The 15,816-nt window shown below is 31.9% G+C and carries 20 protein-coding genes; 7 read left to right on the top strand and 13 right to left on the bottom strand.

What is annotated here, in order from left to right; all coding sequences use genetic code 11:
* Positions 1–9: 9 nt before the first annotated feature.
* From WNY78_RS11995 to WNY78_RS11980, 4 genes are read right to left on the bottom strand one after another with little or no spacing between them, the layout of a single operon-like run.
* The gene (locus tag WNY78_RS11995; protein WP_342873444.1) at positions 10–336 is read right to left on the bottom strand and encodes a DUF59 domain-containing protein; all 327 of its coding nucleotides are present in this window, start codon (positions 334–336) and stop codon (positions 10–12) included.
* A gap of 32 nt (positions 337–368) precedes the next feature.
* Positions 369–791 (bottom strand): SufE family protein, encoded by a 423-nt coding sequence (locus WNY78_RS11990; protein ID WP_342873443.1) that lies wholly within the window; start codon positions 789–791, stop codon positions 369–371.
* 57 nt (positions 792–848) lie between these two features.
* Complete coding sequence (locus WNY78_RS11985) at positions 849–1,343, bottom strand: hypothetical protein (protein ID WP_342873442.1); 495 nt, start codon at positions 1,341–1,343, stop codon at positions 849–851.
* Positions 1,344–1,396: 53 nt separating this feature from the next.
* On the bottom strand, positions 1,397–2,611 hold the full coding sequence (locus WNY78_RS11980) for a cysteine desulfurase (RefSeq protein ID WP_342873441.1): 1,215 nt from the start codon (positions 2,609–2,611) through the stop codon (positions 1,397–1,399).
* A 108-nt stretch (positions 2,612–2,719) separates the two neighbouring features.
* Here WNY78_RS11980 and WNY78_RS11975 point away from each other — a divergent pair, with 108 nt between their 5' ends.
* The 4 genes from WNY78_RS11975 to WNY78_RS11960 are packed head-to-tail and all read left to right on the top strand — an operon-like array spanning position 2,720 to position 5,321.
* The gene (locus WNY78_RS11975) at positions 2,720–3,058 is read left to right on the top strand and encodes a PadR family transcriptional regulator (protein WP_342873440.1); all 339 of its coding nucleotides are present in this window, start codon (positions 2,720–2,722) and stop codon (positions 3,056–3,058) included.
* Positions 3,055–3,483 (top strand): hypothetical protein, encoded by a 429-nt coding sequence (locus WNY78_RS11970; protein WP_342873439.1) that lies wholly within the window; start codon positions 3,055–3,057, stop codon positions 3,481–3,483. Before WNY78_RS11975 ends, WNY78_RS11970 begins: the two co-directional genes overlap by 4 nt.
* Positions 3,484–3,492: 9 nt before the next feature.
* A complete protein-coding gene (locus WNY78_RS11965) occupies positions 3,493–3,672 on the top strand; it encodes a hypothetical protein (protein WP_342873438.1) in 180 nt (59 codons plus the stop codon).
* Positions 3,660–5,321 carry a serine hydrolase domain-containing protein gene (locus tag WNY78_RS11960; RefSeq protein WP_342873437.1) on the top strand — a complete coding sequence of 554 codons (1,662 nt, stop codon included), beginning with the start codon at positions 3,660–3,662 and terminating at the stop codon, positions 5,319–5,321. Before WNY78_RS11965 ends, WNY78_RS11960 begins: the two co-directional genes overlap by 13 nt.
* On the opposite strand, the gene sufD is transcribed toward WNY78_RS11960, so the two are convergent.
* The 6 genes from sufD to WNY78_RS11930 all read right to left on the bottom strand — a co-directional run bounded on the left by sufD (position 5,299) and on the right by WNY78_RS11930 (position 10,163).
* The gene (gene sufD, locus WNY78_RS11955; RefSeq protein ID WP_342873436.1) at positions 5,299–6,612 is read right to left on the bottom strand and encodes a Fe-S cluster assembly protein SufD; all 1,314 of its coding nucleotides are present in this window, start codon (positions 6,610–6,612) and stop codon (positions 5,299–5,301) included. The genes WNY78_RS11960 and sufD overlap by 23 nt on opposite strands.
* A gap of 127 nt (positions 6,613–6,739) precedes the next feature.
* A complete protein-coding gene (sufC, locus tag WNY78_RS11950) occupies positions 6,740–7,492 on the bottom strand; it encodes a Fe-S cluster assembly ATPase SufC (protein ID WP_342873435.1) in 753 nt (250 codons plus the stop codon).
* A 1-nt stretch (position 7,493) separates the two neighbouring features.
* Entirely contained in the window at positions 7,494–7,925 is a 432-nt protein-coding gene (locus WNY78_RS11945) for a hypothetical protein (protein WP_342873434.1), read from the bottom strand.
* A gap of 17 nt (positions 7,926–7,942) precedes the next feature.
* Positions 7,943–9,391 carry a Fe-S cluster assembly protein SufB gene (gene sufB, locus WNY78_RS11940; protein ID WP_342873433.1) on the bottom strand — a complete coding sequence of 483 codons (1,449 nt, stop codon included), beginning with the start codon at positions 9,389–9,391 and terminating at the stop codon, positions 7,943–7,945.
* A gap of 47 nt (positions 9,392–9,438) precedes the next feature.
* On the bottom strand, positions 9,439–9,768 hold the full coding sequence (locus WNY78_RS11935) for an iron-sulfur cluster assembly accessory protein (protein WP_342873432.1): 330 nt from the start codon (positions 9,766–9,768) through the stop codon (positions 9,439–9,441).
* 158 nt (positions 9,769–9,926) lie between these two features.
* Complete coding sequence (locus WNY78_RS11930) at positions 9,927–10,163, bottom strand: hypothetical protein (RefSeq protein WP_342873431.1); 237 nt, start codon at positions 10,161–10,163, stop codon at positions 9,927–9,929.
* Positions 10,164–10,403: 240 nt separating this feature from the next.
* On the opposite strand from WNY78_RS11930, the gene thiL reads away from it, so the two are divergent.
* Entirely contained in the window at positions 10,404–11,456 is a 1,053-nt protein-coding gene (gene thiL / locus WNY78_RS11925) for a thiamine-phosphate kinase (protein ID WP_342873430.1), read from the top strand.
* On the opposite strand, the gene WNY78_RS11920 is transcribed toward thiL, so the two are convergent.
* From WNY78_RS11920 to WNY78_RS11910, 3 genes are all read right to left on the bottom strand, one after another.
* A complete protein-coding gene (locus WNY78_RS11920) occupies positions 11,437–11,706 on the bottom strand; it encodes a hypothetical protein (RefSeq protein ID WP_342873429.1) in 270 nt (89 codons plus the stop codon). The genes thiL and WNY78_RS11920 overlap by 20 nt on opposite strands.
* Positions 11,707–11,783: 77 nt before the next feature.
* Complete coding sequence (locus WNY78_RS11915) at positions 11,784–12,053, bottom strand: hypothetical protein (RefSeq protein WP_342873428.1); 270 nt, start codon at positions 12,051–12,053, stop codon at positions 11,784–11,786.
* Between the two features lie 63 nt (positions 12,054–12,116).
* Positions 12,117–12,890, bottom strand: a complete 774-nt coding sequence (locus WNY78_RS11910) for an alpha/beta hydrolase (RefSeq protein WP_342873427.1) — start codon at positions 12,888–12,890, stop codon at positions 12,117–12,119.
* A gap of 86 nt (positions 12,891–12,976) precedes the next feature.
* Between WNY78_RS11910 and WNY78_RS11905 the strand changes: the two genes are divergently transcribed.
* The gene (locus tag WNY78_RS11905) at positions 12,977–14,527 is read left to right on the top strand and encodes a serine hydrolase (RefSeq protein WP_342873426.1); all 1,551 of its coding nucleotides are present in this window, start codon (positions 12,977–12,979) and stop codon (positions 14,525–14,527) included.
* Positions 14,528–15,814, top strand: coding sequence for a branched-chain amino acid transport system II carrier protein (gene brnQ / locus WNY78_RS11900; RefSeq protein ID WP_342873425.1), 1,287 nt, complete (start codon positions 14,528–14,530; stop codon positions 15,812–15,814).
* Positions 15,815–15,816: the final 2 nt, after the last annotated feature.

Below are 15,816 nucleotides of genomic sequence, written 5' to 3'. Positions count from 1 at the left end.
CTAAAAGCATCAAAGCATTCCTAATTCTAACTTTGCTTCTTCACTCATTAAATCTTGCGTCCAAGGTGGATCAAAAGTAATCTCAACTTCAGCCGTTTTGACATCATTTAAAGATTTCACTTTCTCTTCTACTTCTAATGGTAATGTTTCTGCCACTGGACAATTAGGAGTTGTCAAAGTCATGAGAATTTTTACATCATAATCCTCATTTACAAATACATCATAAATAAGTCCTAATTCGTATATATCTACTGGTATTTCTGGATCAAAGATGGTTTTTAAAACGCGTACTATTTTTTCTCCTAAAAGATTTGTATCTATTGCTGTATCGCTCATTTGAAGTTGTGTTAATATTTCCGAAGAAAAATTTAATTTAATTGTGTTTGATATGCCAAAGCATACATTTTTATTTTTTTTATCATACTTACCAATCCATTTGCACGTGTTGGTGATAAATGTTCTTTTAATCCAATCTCATCAATGAAATCTGTATTACCTTCTATGATATCTTTAGGATGCTGATTAGAAAATACTCTAATCAATATGGCTATAATTCCTTTCGTGATAATTGCATCACTATCTGCAGTGAATTCAATTTTATCATCATTCATCTCAGCATGTACCCAAACTTTACTTTGACAGCCTGTAATAATATTGTCTTCAGTTTTATATTTTGGGTCTATTAGAGGCAAGGATTTGCCAAGATCTATCATATATTGATAACGTTCTTGCCAATCATCAAACATTGAAAATTCGTCTATTATTTCTTCTTGTATTTCTGAAATTGTCATCCTTTAATTTTTGTCTATTTCAACATGTTCTTCCGAAGATACAAAGATACGACATCTCTATTGTTTCTCGATCATTGTTTTAATCGATAACATCTTTTCTACTATTGCTTTTATCGATTCTGGTGGATTCCCATGATCAAATGCGACTGTTTTGTATGAATCTTCTCCTTTTGTAACTTCAAGAGTTGCGATTTCTGCACCATCAAATTGATGCTTTGTTGAAGGTGCTTCTAGTTCTGGTAGTGACGTTGCATCAATCTCGCTTATGAGTTTTAAGAGTGCGTCTTTTTCTTCCTTCGGAATTTTATGAGTAGTAGCAGATTTAACATCTCTTTGATTTAAGATTGTTATTGTATCACCTTCTAACACAACCGATAAATAAGAGCCTCTTGAGACTGCTAGATACGTAATTTCAGAATCGTTTTGCATTTTCATATCAGACCCTTCTGTTATTGAGGTTTCAGTATTATTTTGACTCGCTAGTTGCGCTTTATTTTTATCACATTCTTTTGCTGAAATAAGCACAATGAACATACATATAATTAGTTTCATACTCTTTATTTTTAATGGTTACAATAGTAATATTACAAAAAAGAAGCCAAAGTTTAAGAGAGCATCATTTTTGCAGTCTTAACACCTTCTACTAATGCATCAATTTCTGCTTTAGTATTATAAAATGCGAATGACGCTCTAACCGTTCCTGGAATTTTAAAGAAATCCATTATAGGTTGTGCACAATGATGACCTGTTCTTACTGCTATTCCCATTTTATCTAGAATTGTTCCAATATCATAAGGATGAATGCCTTCAATATTAAATGAAATCACAGCCGTTTTTTCTTTTGCTATTCCGTAAATTTTTAATCCTTCAATTTTTAATAATTGTTGCGTAGCATAATCTAATAGTTCGTGCTCATAGCTCGCGATATTATCAAATCCAATTTCATTCATATAATCTACAGCAGCTCCAAAAGCTATACCTCCACAAATATTAGGTGTGCCAGCTTCAAACTTATGAGGTAAGCCAGCATACGTAGTTTTCTCAAAAGTAACTTGATCAATCATTTCTCCTCCTCCTTGATAAGGTGGTAATTTGTTGAGCCATTCTTCTTTTCCGTAGAGCATACCTACACCAGTTGGTCCACACATTTTATGTGCAGAAGTGACATAGAAATCAACATCTAATTCTTGAACGTCTGGTTTTATATGCGGACAAGATTGTGCACCATCAACCAAAACAGCTGCACCAACTTGATGTGCTTTTTTTATCATCTCTGCAATAGGATTAATCGTTCCTAAAGCATTTGAAATATGGTTAACAAATACCAATTTTGTTTTTTCTGAAAGCAATTCATCATAAGCGCTCATAATCAACTCTCCATTTTCATTCATGGGAATCACCCTCAAAGTTGCTCCAGTACGCTCACACAACATTTGCCAAGGCACAATATTACTATGATGCTCTAAAGCAGAAACTAAAACCTCATCTCCTTTGTTTAATAAAGTAGAGAAACCGTTAGCCACTAAGTTGATTCCGTGCGTGGTTCCAGAAGTTAATATAATTTCATAGTTATGTTTTGCGTTGAAATGTTTTTGGATTTTTAATCGTGCTTGTTCATATAAATCGGTGGCTTCTTGACTTAAAGTATGTACACCTCTATGAATATTAGCATTGTAATTTGAATAATAATCAACAATCACATCAATAACTTGTCTAGGCGTTTGAGATGTTGCAGCATTATCAAAATATATTAAGGGTTTCCCGTTAACCTTACGGTTTAATATTGGGAAATCTTCTCTTATTTTATTGACGTTTATCATAATAACAAAGTTACGAGATGTTTAGTTAAAAAGATATTCTGAAAACGAAAGTTATAATTTTTTTAATATTTTATTTGAATACATTTAAATAAAATGTATATTTGTAAAATGTATAGCAAAGAACTCACAAAAGGAACATTACAACCTATCATTTTAAAACTAATAGATAGTAGAGATAAAATGTATGGTTACGAAATAACGCAAGAGGTTAAAAAATTGACTTCTGGGAAAATAGATATTTCAGAAGGTGCTTTATATCCTATTCTTCACAAACTAGAAGCTAAAGGTGTATTAGAAACCGAAAAAGTATATATAGGAAAACGCGTAAGGAAATATTATAAAGTCACTAAAGACGGCAAATTAATGGTTGCTGAAGTCACAAAAGAAATCAATGACTTTATGGACACCTTACATATTATTTTTAATGCTAAAATTTTAAAATCATGAAATTAACAGATCAACACATTCAATTTATTGAAAACAACCTAAAACTTTATGGTGTAAAATCTAATGATTTAAGAGAAGACTTATTAGATCATATTTGCACGTATATGGAAACAAATGAATCTCAAGATTTTGATAGTTTATATCAAGAAGCGCTTCAAAAGTTTGGTGGTTATATTAGTTTTCAAAATCTTCAATTGGAGACAAATTTGCAGAAATTTTCGGCACAAGCTATTCGATTAAAACGAATACTTCATTTAGTTTCAACGATTGCTATACTATTAATATTAACAGGTTTGCTATTTAAAATGATGCATTGGCCTTCTGCTACAATCCAATTATTTTCTGGTTGTATTATATTTATTTTAATAGTGATACCTACATTTTTTTACGATCGCTATAAATCTTCAATTCATAAATTCTCATAAATTATAATTATGAAAAAATCTTTTTACGTCTTAGGATTTATCACTTTTTTTATTCTAGGTATTGGTGCTATGTTTGAATTTCTAACATGGCCTTACAGAGGCATAATCGTATTTATTGGGTTCTTGTTTTTAAATTTTGGATTGATTCCAACTTACTTTTATCAAAAATATAAGCAATGTCAAAGTTAAAAACCTTCGGCTTAATAATACTTTCATTTTGCTTTACTAATCTCAATGCTCAACACCAACTAGAGTATACAATTGATAGTATTTTAAAAACATATGACACTAATCATGAGCCAGGATTAGCTATTAGTGTCATTAAAAAAAATGATGTACTATATTCTAAAGGTTTTGGAATTGCTAATTTAGATTATGCTATAAAAAATACAGATTCTACAATTTTTAGCTTAGCATCTATTAGCAAACAATTTACAGCGGCAGCAATATGGGCTTTAATTGAGGAAGGCAAGCTTAGTTTAGATGATAACTTATATCAATTTTTTCCAAGTTTTCCAGAATATAGCAAATCCATAAAAATTAAGCATCTTTTAAATCATTCGAGTGGTATTAGAAATTATCACACAACAATGTATTTATCTGGTTTTGATTATAACAAAGATTATTATGATAACACTTATGTTCTTAATCTAGCTCAAAGACAAAAAAACCTTAATAATAAACCTGGCGAAAAAATCATTTATTCTAATACAAACTATAATCTATTAGCCTTAATTGTAGAACAGTTATCTAATCAAAATCTAGATGAATATCTCAAAGCTAAAATTCTTGTCCCTTTGGGAATGAACGACACATTTGTGAGAATTTCTCATGGTAAACCTATAAAAAATAAAGCTGTTGGTTACCAAAAACAAAACGATGACTATGTTTTTAGCACATCAAATCAGTTAAGTTATGGTGCAGGAAGTATGGGAAGTCATATAAATGATATGACAATTTGGGCCAGAATGCTTAATGAAGATATTCCTAAATTTAAAGATCTCGCAACTTTTCTTAAAACTACTGAAATTCTAACAACTGTAAAAAAAGCAACTTATGCCAGAGGATTAATGGTTGACAACTATAAAGGGTTTGCAACCTTAAGTCATAGTGGTTATGGTTTTGGAGGACGAACACAACTTATAACTGTTCCGGAAGAAAATATTGGAATCGTTATTCTAACCAATTTACAATCTATAAATCCAACTCCAATTTCTTATAAAATTTTAGATGTACTGCTAATTTCCGAAGAGAAAAAACCAATTATTATAGAAAAAAAGAGTCCGTTTAAACCTCAAAATTTGGAATCATTTATTGGAGATTACAGAGAAATTAATAGTGATATGACCATGCAGATTTCAATAGAAAATGATACACTAAAAGCTAAAGGTTCTATGGGTAAAACAAAAATCCCATTAATACAAATTAACACTAATGAATTTGTAAGACGTAATGCCCAAAATGTAAAATATGATTTTACTAAAACCAAAACTCATGATATGATTGTTTCATTTGGTGGTACACCTTTTTATTTTAAACGAGCGCAATTGGTTTACGAAAACCCAAAAAAATTAAGTGAGTTTGTAGGTCGTTACTTTTCCGAAGAGCTAGATACTACCTATACTTTTTATATAGAAAATAATGAACTAAAATTATCTTATACAAATCATGAAGCTGTTACACTATATCCAATACAACTAAATGCTTTTGGCAATCATGATAGAACATTCTATCAATTTACAAGAACAGATGATCAAACTAAAATTACCGGAATGCTTTTATCGTGCGATGGTCAAATAAGCAATATTGAATTTACTAAAGATCAAACCCAATATTAACACCCAATTTATTAGCAATAATCTTAGTGATACGTTGCTTAATTTCAGGAATTTTCACTGAATCTAGAACGTTGTTACTAAAGGCAAACATTAATAAAGCTTTGGCTTCTTTTTCTGGAATTCCACGAGAACGCATATAAAACATAGCACTTTCATCTAATTGTCCAATCGTACAACCATGTGAACATTTTACATCGTCTGCAAAAATCTCTAACTGAGGCTTACTATTAATTGATGCTTTATCACTCAATAATATATTATTATTAGACTGAAACGCATTTGTTTTTTGAGCTTCTTTATTTACAAGCACTTTTCCGTTGAAAACACCTGTAGATTGATCTGCAAAAATACCTTTATAATCTTGATGACTTTCACAGTTTGGTTCTATGTGATGAACCAATGTGTTGTGATCTACATGTTGTTTGTTTCCTATAATTGTAACGCCATTTAAAGTAGAATCCATGCGCTCTCCATTTTGATAGAAATTAAGATTGTTACGCGTTAATTTTCCACCAAAAGTAAATGTATGCATAGAAACATGACTCTCGCGTTTTTGATTAACAGAGGTGCTATCAATTAAAGAGGCCGTTTCTTTATCATTTTGAATTTTATAATAATCTACAATTGCTCTTTTACCAGCAAATATTTCTGTGACACTATTTGTTAACACAGGATTCTCTGTCAAACTTTGATGACGCTCAATAATTTGTACATGAGAATTTTCATCTACAACAATTAAGTTTCGTGGTTGTAACATTAAAGCAGATTCATTCCCTGTTGAAAAATGGATAATCTGAATAGGTTTCGCTACTAGTTTATTCTTCGGAATATGGATATATGCACCTTCTTTAGAAAAGGCAGTGTTTAAAGATGAAATACCATCTTTTGAAGCTACTTTATTAAAATAGTTTTCAATAATAAGTTGATACTTTGGTTTTGATAAAGCAGACGACATTAAACACACATCAATACCATCATGTGTTGTTTGAGATAAATGAGAACAGTATTTACCATCTATGAAGATAATTTTATAACTATCTATATCGTGAATAAAATATTTCTTTACTTCACTGTATTCAATAGCCTTTTCTTGCTTAGGAAAAACACTATAATCATGTTTTAAAACACTGTTTAGTGACGTATATTTCCAAGCTTCATCACGCTTTGAAGGAAAGCCTTTATCTTCAAAAATCTTTATCGCTTCATTACGAACATCATGCACAGGAGTATCTACATCTACCGTGTTTTCAAATGCCATAAATGACGATACTAATTTATCTTTTAATTCCATGTTTTCAGTTTTCGGTATCAGTCCTAAGTTTTCAGTAAAAACTTCAAATATATAGACTGTACTTTTCTTATTTAGTATTCATCTGAGTATACAACTGCAAACTGCGACTGAATACTGTAAACTAATCTTAAGCTTCAACTTCTTCTTTAATCCAGTCGTAACCTTTTTCTTCTAATTCGTGTGCTAATTCTTTTGTACCAGATTTTACAATACGTCCATTGTAAAGTACATGAACAAAATCAGGTACAATATGATCTAATAGCCTTTGATAATGTGTAATTACAATCACAGCATTATCTTTACTCTTTAATTTATTAACACCATTGGCAACAATACGTAAAGCATCAATATCTAAACCAGAATCAGTCTCATCTAATATTGCTAATTTAGGCTCCAACATTGCCATTTGAAAAATCTCATTACGTTTTTTCTCTCCACCTGAAAATCCTTCATTTAAAGAACGTGATAAAAATTTTCTATCAATTTCTAAAAGCTCAGCCTTTTCTTTTATCATTTTAAGCATGTCTTTAGCAGGCATATCTTCAAGACCTTTTGCTTTTCTGGTTTCGTTGATCGCTGTTTTTATAAAGTTAGTTACACTAACTCCAGGAATCTCTACAGGATATTGAAATGACAAGAACACACCTTTATGAGCACGTTCTTCAGCAGCTAATTCTTCAATATCTTGGCCATCTAAAAGAATTTGTCCTTTTTCAACTTCATATTCTTCTTTTCCAGCAATTACAGAAGCCAATGTACTTTTTCCAGAACCATTTGGTCCCATAATAGCATGAACTTCTCCAGCTTTTACTGTTAAATTGATTCCTCTTAAAATTCCTTTTCCTTCTACACTTGCGTGTAAATCTTTTATTTCTAACATACTATTTGCTTCCAATTTTTATAACATCATTTGCCTCAGGATTAGGAGGCGAAACTTTCAAAATTTCTTTTATCTCAATTTTATCTTCCCATCCTTCTTCGTTTGGGTCTTTTTTAAACATGCGTCCTCTAACAGTTACAGGAACCATATCTGTATCTTCTTTTTTGTAAGCTTTAACTTGATCTTGTAATTCTTGCATTTTCTCGTTAATAACTACACCATACATTTTTGTTGGTGTTTTTAAAACTGCTGCATCTGAGTAATAAATAAAATCACCCTGAACTGCAATTAAGCCATCACTTTGTTTTAAAGTCTTACCATCTTCTGCAACGATTATTTTATCATCTTGAGATGTAACAACTTCAGTCTTATTGTCTTCTTTACAGCTTACAAATACTGTAAGCATCATCAATAGTACAAGTAATTTTTTCATGCTATACTTTTTTGTGTTTATCCTACCGAACCTTCTAAACTTATTTCTAATAATTTTTGTGCTTCTACAGCAAATTCCATTGGTAATTTATTGAGGACTTCTTTACTAAATCCGTTAACGATTAAAGCAATTGCTTTTTCGGTTTCAATACCTCTTTGATTACAATAAAAAATTTGGTCTTCACCAATTTTACTGGTTGTTGCTTCGTGCTCTATTTGAGCCGATTTATTTTTTGCTTCTATATAAGGAAACGTATGAGCTCCACATTCATTTCCCATCAATAAACTATCACATTGCGAAAAGTTACGAGCATTATCTGCTCTAGAGCTAATTTGCACTAGTCCTCTATATGAGTTTTGGGATTTTCCTGCAGAAATTCCTTTAGAAATAATTGTTGATTTTGTATTTTTTCCTAGATGAATCATCTTGGTTCCAGTATCTGCCTGCTGATAATTATTAGTTACAGCAATAGAGTAAAACTCTCCAACAGAGTTATCACCTTTTAAAACACATGAAGGATATTTCCAAGTGACAGCACTACCAGTTTCTACTTGAGTCCAAGAAATTTTTGCGTTGGTTTCGCACAAACCTCTTTTCGTTACAAAATTGTAAACTCCACCTTTCCCTTCAGCATTTCCTGGATACCAGTTTTGTACTGTAGAGTATTTAATTTCAGCATCATCTAAAGCTATCAATTCTACAACTGCTGCGTGTAATTGATTTTCATCACGACTTGGTGCAGTACAACCTTCTAAGTAAGATACGTAACTCCCTTCATCTGCAATAACAAGTGTTCTTTCAAACTGACCAGTTCCTGCTTGATTAATTCTAAAATAAGTAGATAATTCCATAGGGCAACGCACACCTTTTGGGATATAGCAAAAGCTACCATCACTAAACACTGCACTATTTAAAGCTGCATAGAAATTATCTTTTTGCGGAACAACTGTTCCTAAATATTTTTTTACTAGTTCTGGATGTTCTTTAATTGCTTCAGAAATGCTCATGAAAATGATTCCTTTTTCGCCTAAAGTCTTTTTGAAAGTCGTTGCTACAGAAACCGAATCTACAACAATATCCATTGCCACATTATTCATTTTCTTCTGCTCATCTACAGAAATACCTAGCTTTTTGTACATCGCTAGTAAATCTGGATCTACATCATCTAATGTTTTATTAGGATCAATTGCTACTGGAGCAGAGTAATAAGCTATGGACTGAAAATCTGGTTTTTTGTAACGTACGTTTGCCCATTCTGGCTCAGTCATTTCTTTCCAGGCTTTAAAAGCTTCCAATCGCCATTCAGTCATCCATTCTGGCTCTTCTTTTTTCTTAGAAATAGCACGAACGATATCTTCATTTAATCCAATTGGGAATGTTTCAGATTCAATGTCTGTATAAAAACCATATTCGTATTCTTTGGTTTTTAATTCTTCTCTTAAATCGTCTTCCGTATATTTACTCATGTTTTTTTAATTTTATAAAGTCTTCCCCTAGGGAAGATTTAGATGGGCTAGAGTGAAAATGATTCTCCACAACCACAAGTTCTATTAGCGTTAGGATTGTTAAACACAAATCCTGCACCATTTAAACCTCCAGAATATTCTAAAGTGGTTCCTATTAAATATAAAAAGCTCTTTTTATCGACAATAATTTTTACACCATTATCTTCAAAGACTTTATCATCTTCTTGTTGTTCGTTATCAAACTTTAAATCATAAGACAAACCAGAGCAACCTCCACTTTTTACTCCAACACGCACATAGTCTGTTGTTGCATTAAAGCCATCATCACTCATGAGTTCTATGACTTTCTTTTTTGCTGTTTCTGATACTTTTATCATTTGTTATATAGATATTGTCTAAATAGATTGCAAATATACGACATAAGTCGATTTTTACCATGCATCCTAACATTATATTAGTAAATGATTGCATAAGAAATTGTAATGCTAAGAAGTTAATCTTGCATTAATTAATAAGATAAAATAATAATGATTTTTTACACGGAAATATGCCTGCGAGAATACTGACTCTGCAAAATAAAAAGCTCTTGTAAAGCGGTTCTTATTTCTTTATTTTCAAATGGATACATATCTAAACTTTCTAGATCACTATCTAATTGTTTAGATTGGCAAGTCGCACAAGATAAAACATGTGCCTTTTTTGCTTTTTTAGAAGTATACTTCAAGTTATGTCCAAAAACTGAACATAGCAGTTTGCTAGTAGTCGTTTTCATAGTAGGTCAATAGATTTGGGAAAGCTAACTTATACTAAAATTTCAATTAAACCGATTAAATACTTGTTTTTTCGATGAAATACACGTTTTAAAATTTCCGAAGTACCTAAACCTAAGTTCAAACTAATATTTTTTTCCAGTTTGATTAAATTTTTATTCGATATTAAAAACTAAATTATTTAATTTTAAAAATTCATCAAATCCATTCTCTGCTTCAAAAAATGGACTTATTTTTGCAACATGATAGAAGATAAAAACCAGTCTCGTACTTCATTAGATCAACTTGGAGAGTTTGGTCTCATTGAACACCTTACTAAAAATTTTGACATCAAACATACCTCTACAATAAAAGGTATTGGTGATGATGCTGCTGTTTTAGATGCAAAATCTAAGCAAATTGTGGTCACTACAGATTTGCTTGTTGAGAATGTACATTTTGATTTATCATATGTGCCACTTAAACATTTAGGATATAAAGCAGTCGTTGTTAATTTAAGTGATGTGTATGCTATGAATGCTAGTGCAACACAAATTACAGTGTCTATTGCGGTTTCAAATCGGTTTCCTTTAGAAGCTTTAGAAGAATTATATGCAGGAATTGAAACTGCAGCTTCATTTTACAATGTAGATGTTGTTGGAGGAGATACAACCTCATCAACTACTGGTCTTATCATATCTATAACTGCAATTGGAGAAGTTGACAAAAATAATGTTGTTTATAGAAGTGGTGCAAAACCTAATGATTTACTAGTAGTTACTGGTGATATTGGTGCTGCTTATATGGGATTACAAGTTTTAGAACGTGAGAAGGAAGTGTTTAAAGTAAATCCGCAAAATCAACCAGATTTAGATCTATACACTTACATTATTGAACGACAACTAAAACCAGAAGCTAGAAAAGATATTATAGAATTACTCGAAAAATTAGATGTTAAACCAACTAGTATGATTGATATTAGTGATGGATTGTCATCAGAAATCATACACATCTGTAAACAAAGTGATGTTGGTGCAGAGATTTATGAGAATAAAATACCTTTAGATCCACAAGTTATTTCTACTTGTGAAGAATTTAAAATTGATAGTACGACTATTGCTTTAAATGGAGGTGAGGATTATGAATTATTAATGACAGTGTCTCAGGAAGATTTCCCAAAAATAAAAGGGAATCCTAATTTAACTGTAATAGGTTATATCACCGAAAAAGCAAGAGGTATGAACTTAATCACTCGTGGTGAGCAAGCTGTACCAATTATAGCAAAAGGATGGAATGCTATGAAAAATGAGGCGTAAAATCTAAAATTTCATGATTTTGAAGTTGTGAACTTGAATTTTGCGTAATTCTAGCCACTCTTCTTTTATGAATTCGTGATAAGACAGAATTAATTTCTTGAAATTTTGGAGTTAATGGTGTTAAACCACCATTTCCACTTGTGGTTACTTGAGAATTACAATGAGAACATTTGTATTCTTTTACGTGATACGTAATGTTTTTTGAAACTTCATATTGATGTCCAAAAAATGAGCAGTAAATACTTTTCACTTTATTGCGCTATTTTAGTTATTAATTTAGAGGATATCTAAATATATGAAAACCAAATAATAACGTACGATTTTACCTTAATATATCGATGAACTGAGTGATTTTTGCTTTAAACGAGACATTCTTCGTGTGTAGATGTCTGCCAAAATAGCATTTATCTCTTGGTATTTTGGAGTGAGTTCAGTGAGTTTTCCGTTTCCGCTAGTAGTCAATTGTCGCTTACAACATGTACATGTGTACTCTTTAACATGAGAAGTGACTTTTTTTGTCATTTCATACTTGTGACCAAATATATCACAGTATATTTTTAACGGACTAGAACTTTTTTTAGTAGTAACATTTTTCATGGCTGTTAGATTTGGGACTACTAACTTATTAAATAATAATCAATTAAGGTTTAAAAGTGATTATTATTCGATGAAGCGCATTATAATGTAAGACAATTCTTTCTTGCTTTCAATATGACTCATATGACCTAATGAAAGTTCTTCACATTTGATGGTGGTTTCTTTAGTTTCGCTTAAAATGAGTTCACCTTTTATAACAGGATCTTTTTGACCAATAATAATTAATTTTTTTGCGTCAAGGTTATTATAAAAATCAAACTTATCTTCTCTCAACAGCATACCTTCTTGACTCGCAATGTAACCTTGAGGTGAAGTTTTTAGTGCTTGCTTTAAAACCTTTTCAATCTCTGTTTTGTGAGTTGTTCTACTTTCCGAAGAAAACAAATTGGTAAAAGACATCCTTACCAAATTTTCAAAATTGGTTTGAACCATGAGATTCGCCCTTTTACGAAGTGCTTTAAGTTCGTCATCATCTGCATGATAGGTAGAATTCATTAAACATAATCCTAAAACTGCTTTTGGGTTTTTCTCAGCCAAAGCTAATGCCACATATCCACCCATGGAGTGACCAATTACCTTATATGTCTTAAGTTTTAAATGATTTAAAACTGCTAATACTGCGTCTGCCATTTCACCCATCGTGTGACTATAACCTATACAGTCTGTTTGACCATGACCTAATAAATCTACACAAACAACTCTATTGCTTTTTAGTAACTGTGGTTTGAGATCGGTCCACATTGAAGAGTTTTCTAAAAATCCATGAAGCAAAATTATAGCATTGCCTTGACCTTCATCTTCGTAATAAACCGGAATATTTTTATGCTGTAAAATCATATGTACAAAGATACATTTTGTCTAGCCCTTGCAAATAACTATTTGTTATATTTGATTATTATTGATAAGTACAAAAATTAAACATCATGCATTTTTCAAAATATCTTTTACTCCTTCTCTTTCTTTCATTTACAATTTCGCATGCTCAAATTGAAGAACAACAATTAGATGACCTTATTAAAGAAACATTGACAACGTTTGATGTTCCTGGAATTTCAGTTGGGATTCTAAAAGATGGAAACATCGTGTATTCAAAAGGTCATGGTGTAAGATCGCTTACCAATAAAAAAGACATGAATGAAAACACCTTAGTTGGTGTGGCTTCAAATAGTAAAGGGTTTACCTGTTTTGCATTGGCTATGATGATTGATGAAGGCAAACTTAATTGGGATGACAAAGTGCGTAAACACATTCCAGAATTTCAATTATATGATGCTTGGGTCACTGAAGAATTTACAGTGAGAGACCTAGTAACACATAGAAGTGGTATGGGTTTAGGTGCTGGTGATTTAATGTTTTTTCCTGATGATAATGACTTTGATGTCAATGATGTTATTTCAAATGTGAAGTATCTAGAACCTGAAAGTTCTTTCCGCAGTGAATTTGCATATAATAACAACATGTTTATCATCGCTGGTGAAGTATTAAAACGCGTGAGTGGTTTAACTTGGGAAGAATTTATTGAGACCAAAATCATGAAACCAGTTGGCATGAACAATAGCAAAGCATCTTACAATCGTGTGACCGATAAATCAAATATTATTGATGCTCACACTAGAGCAGATGGTGAGGTTGTTCAAATTCCGCATGATTGGAGTCCAACAGCAAATCCAGCTGGTGGTATTGTGAGTAATGTTCCAGATATGTTGACTTGGGCAAAATTTTTGATGAATGAAGGTGTAACTTCCGAAGGAAAAAGATTGTTAAGTGAAAAACAATTTCACGAACTATGGCAATTACAAACACCTTTAAATGTGAGAAAAAATGATAGTTACGATTCAAACTTTAGAGGCTATGGTTTAGGTTGGTTTGTTACAGATGTTAAAGGCGGACACAAACAAGTCTATCATACTGGAGGGTTAATGGGTACTGTGACTCAGTTTACGATGATTCCAGACTTAGATTTAGCTATTGTAGTATTAACCAATCAAATGGTTGGTTCTGCATTTAATACCATTACAAATACAGTAAAAGATAGCTATTTAGGTTATGAAGACCGAAATTGGCTGCAACAATACGGTGATCGAAACACAAAATACATAGCTTATAACGACAGTATCAAAAAAGCAGTTTATGCAAAAGTTGAACTCGCTAAAAAAAGTAAGAGCTTACTAAAACCTTCTCAAATTACAGGCACATATACAGACGATTGGTTTGGAAATATTACAATAACACATAACGGAAAAATCTATAGCATTACATGTGAGCGTTCTTCTAATTTAAAAGGTGAATTATTACCATACAACGCTACAACATTTGTTGCCAAATGGAACAATAGAAGTTACGATGCCGATGTTTATGTTCACTTTTCATTTGACGAAACCGGAAACACAACTGGAGCAACAATGAGTTATATTGCACCAATTACAGATTTTAGTTTTGATTTTCATGACCTTAACCTTAAAAAGACTAACTAATTGAATTCTAAAAAAGAACTTTTTATCACCAGTTTTGGGTTATTCTCTCTGTTTTTTGGAGCAGGAAACTTATTATTACCACCTCTTTTAGGCTACAATGCAGGAGAGAATTGGTTTTGGGTTGCCATAGGTTTTATGATTACTGCTGTAGTCATCCCAATCATTGGTATTTTAGCTCATGCCAGATTACAAGGCACTTTGTATGACTTCGGAAAAAAAGTATCTCCACAATTTAGTCTCATTTATTGTATTTTAATTTATGTGATTGCGGTTGCAATTCCGTCACCAAGAACTGCGGCAGCAACTCACGAGATTGCAATTCATCCTACTTTTGGCACGAGTCCATTATTGACTAGTACAGTGTATTTTATTCTCGTATTGATTTTTGTTCTCAATCGCTCAAAAATATTAGGATTTATTGGCAAGTTCCTCACACCTTTAATCGTCATCATGTTATTATTGGTGATTGGTATTGGATTATTTTCTTCGGAAATGCTCACAACCACATCACAAATAAATACACCATTAGTATCTGGTATACTAGAAGGTTACCAAACTTTTGATGCTATAGGAGCAGTTGTTGTTGGTGCTGTTATTATCATTTCAATCAACTTAAGACACAAAGGGAGTTTTGAGGAGAAAAGAAAACTCATCGCTAAATCAGGTTGGTTTGCAGGAATAGGATTGTTTATAATTTATGCTGGATTGATTTCGGTTGGTGCTTATTACGGATCAGAAATTAATATTAACGACACATTACCAAGTGATATGCAACGTGCCAATCTACTTCGTGCAATAAGTTTGTCATCTCTAGGTGGATTTGGAAATACAGTATTGAGTATTTTAATCTCTCTAGCTTGTTTTACAACTGCTATTGGAATCATTGCAGGTACAGCAGATTATTTTAAAGGTTTGCTTGGTAATTCTCAATTGGTATATATAGTCACTGCAATTTTAGCAAGTGCACTTGGAGTTGTTGTTGGACAGTTGGATTTCAACTCTATTATTATCGTTGCAGTACCAGTGCTTCTATTTATTTATCCAATAACAATAGTGCTTATTCTACTCAATGTATTGCCAAAACGGTTTTCTACACCTATAGTTTTTAGAGCAGTTGTGATTGTAACCTTTATATTTAGTATTCCAGATGTGGTTGGTTTTATTTCTCCTTCGGAAGGTTTAGGGAAAATCACTCAATATATTCCTTTAGCTCAGTTTAGCTTGGGATGGGTGTTGCCAGCTTTGATTGCTTGTTTGTTTGTTGGGATTTTTGAAAAAAAAGAATAAGA

It is taken from the genome of Psychroserpens sp. AS72, assembly GCF_038900375.1.
Taxonomy (GTDB): domain Bacteria; phylum Bacteroidota; class Bacteroidia; order Flavobacteriales; family Flavobacteriaceae; genus Psychroserpens.
This window is presented reverse-complemented; position numbering and strand designations above follow the sequence as displayed.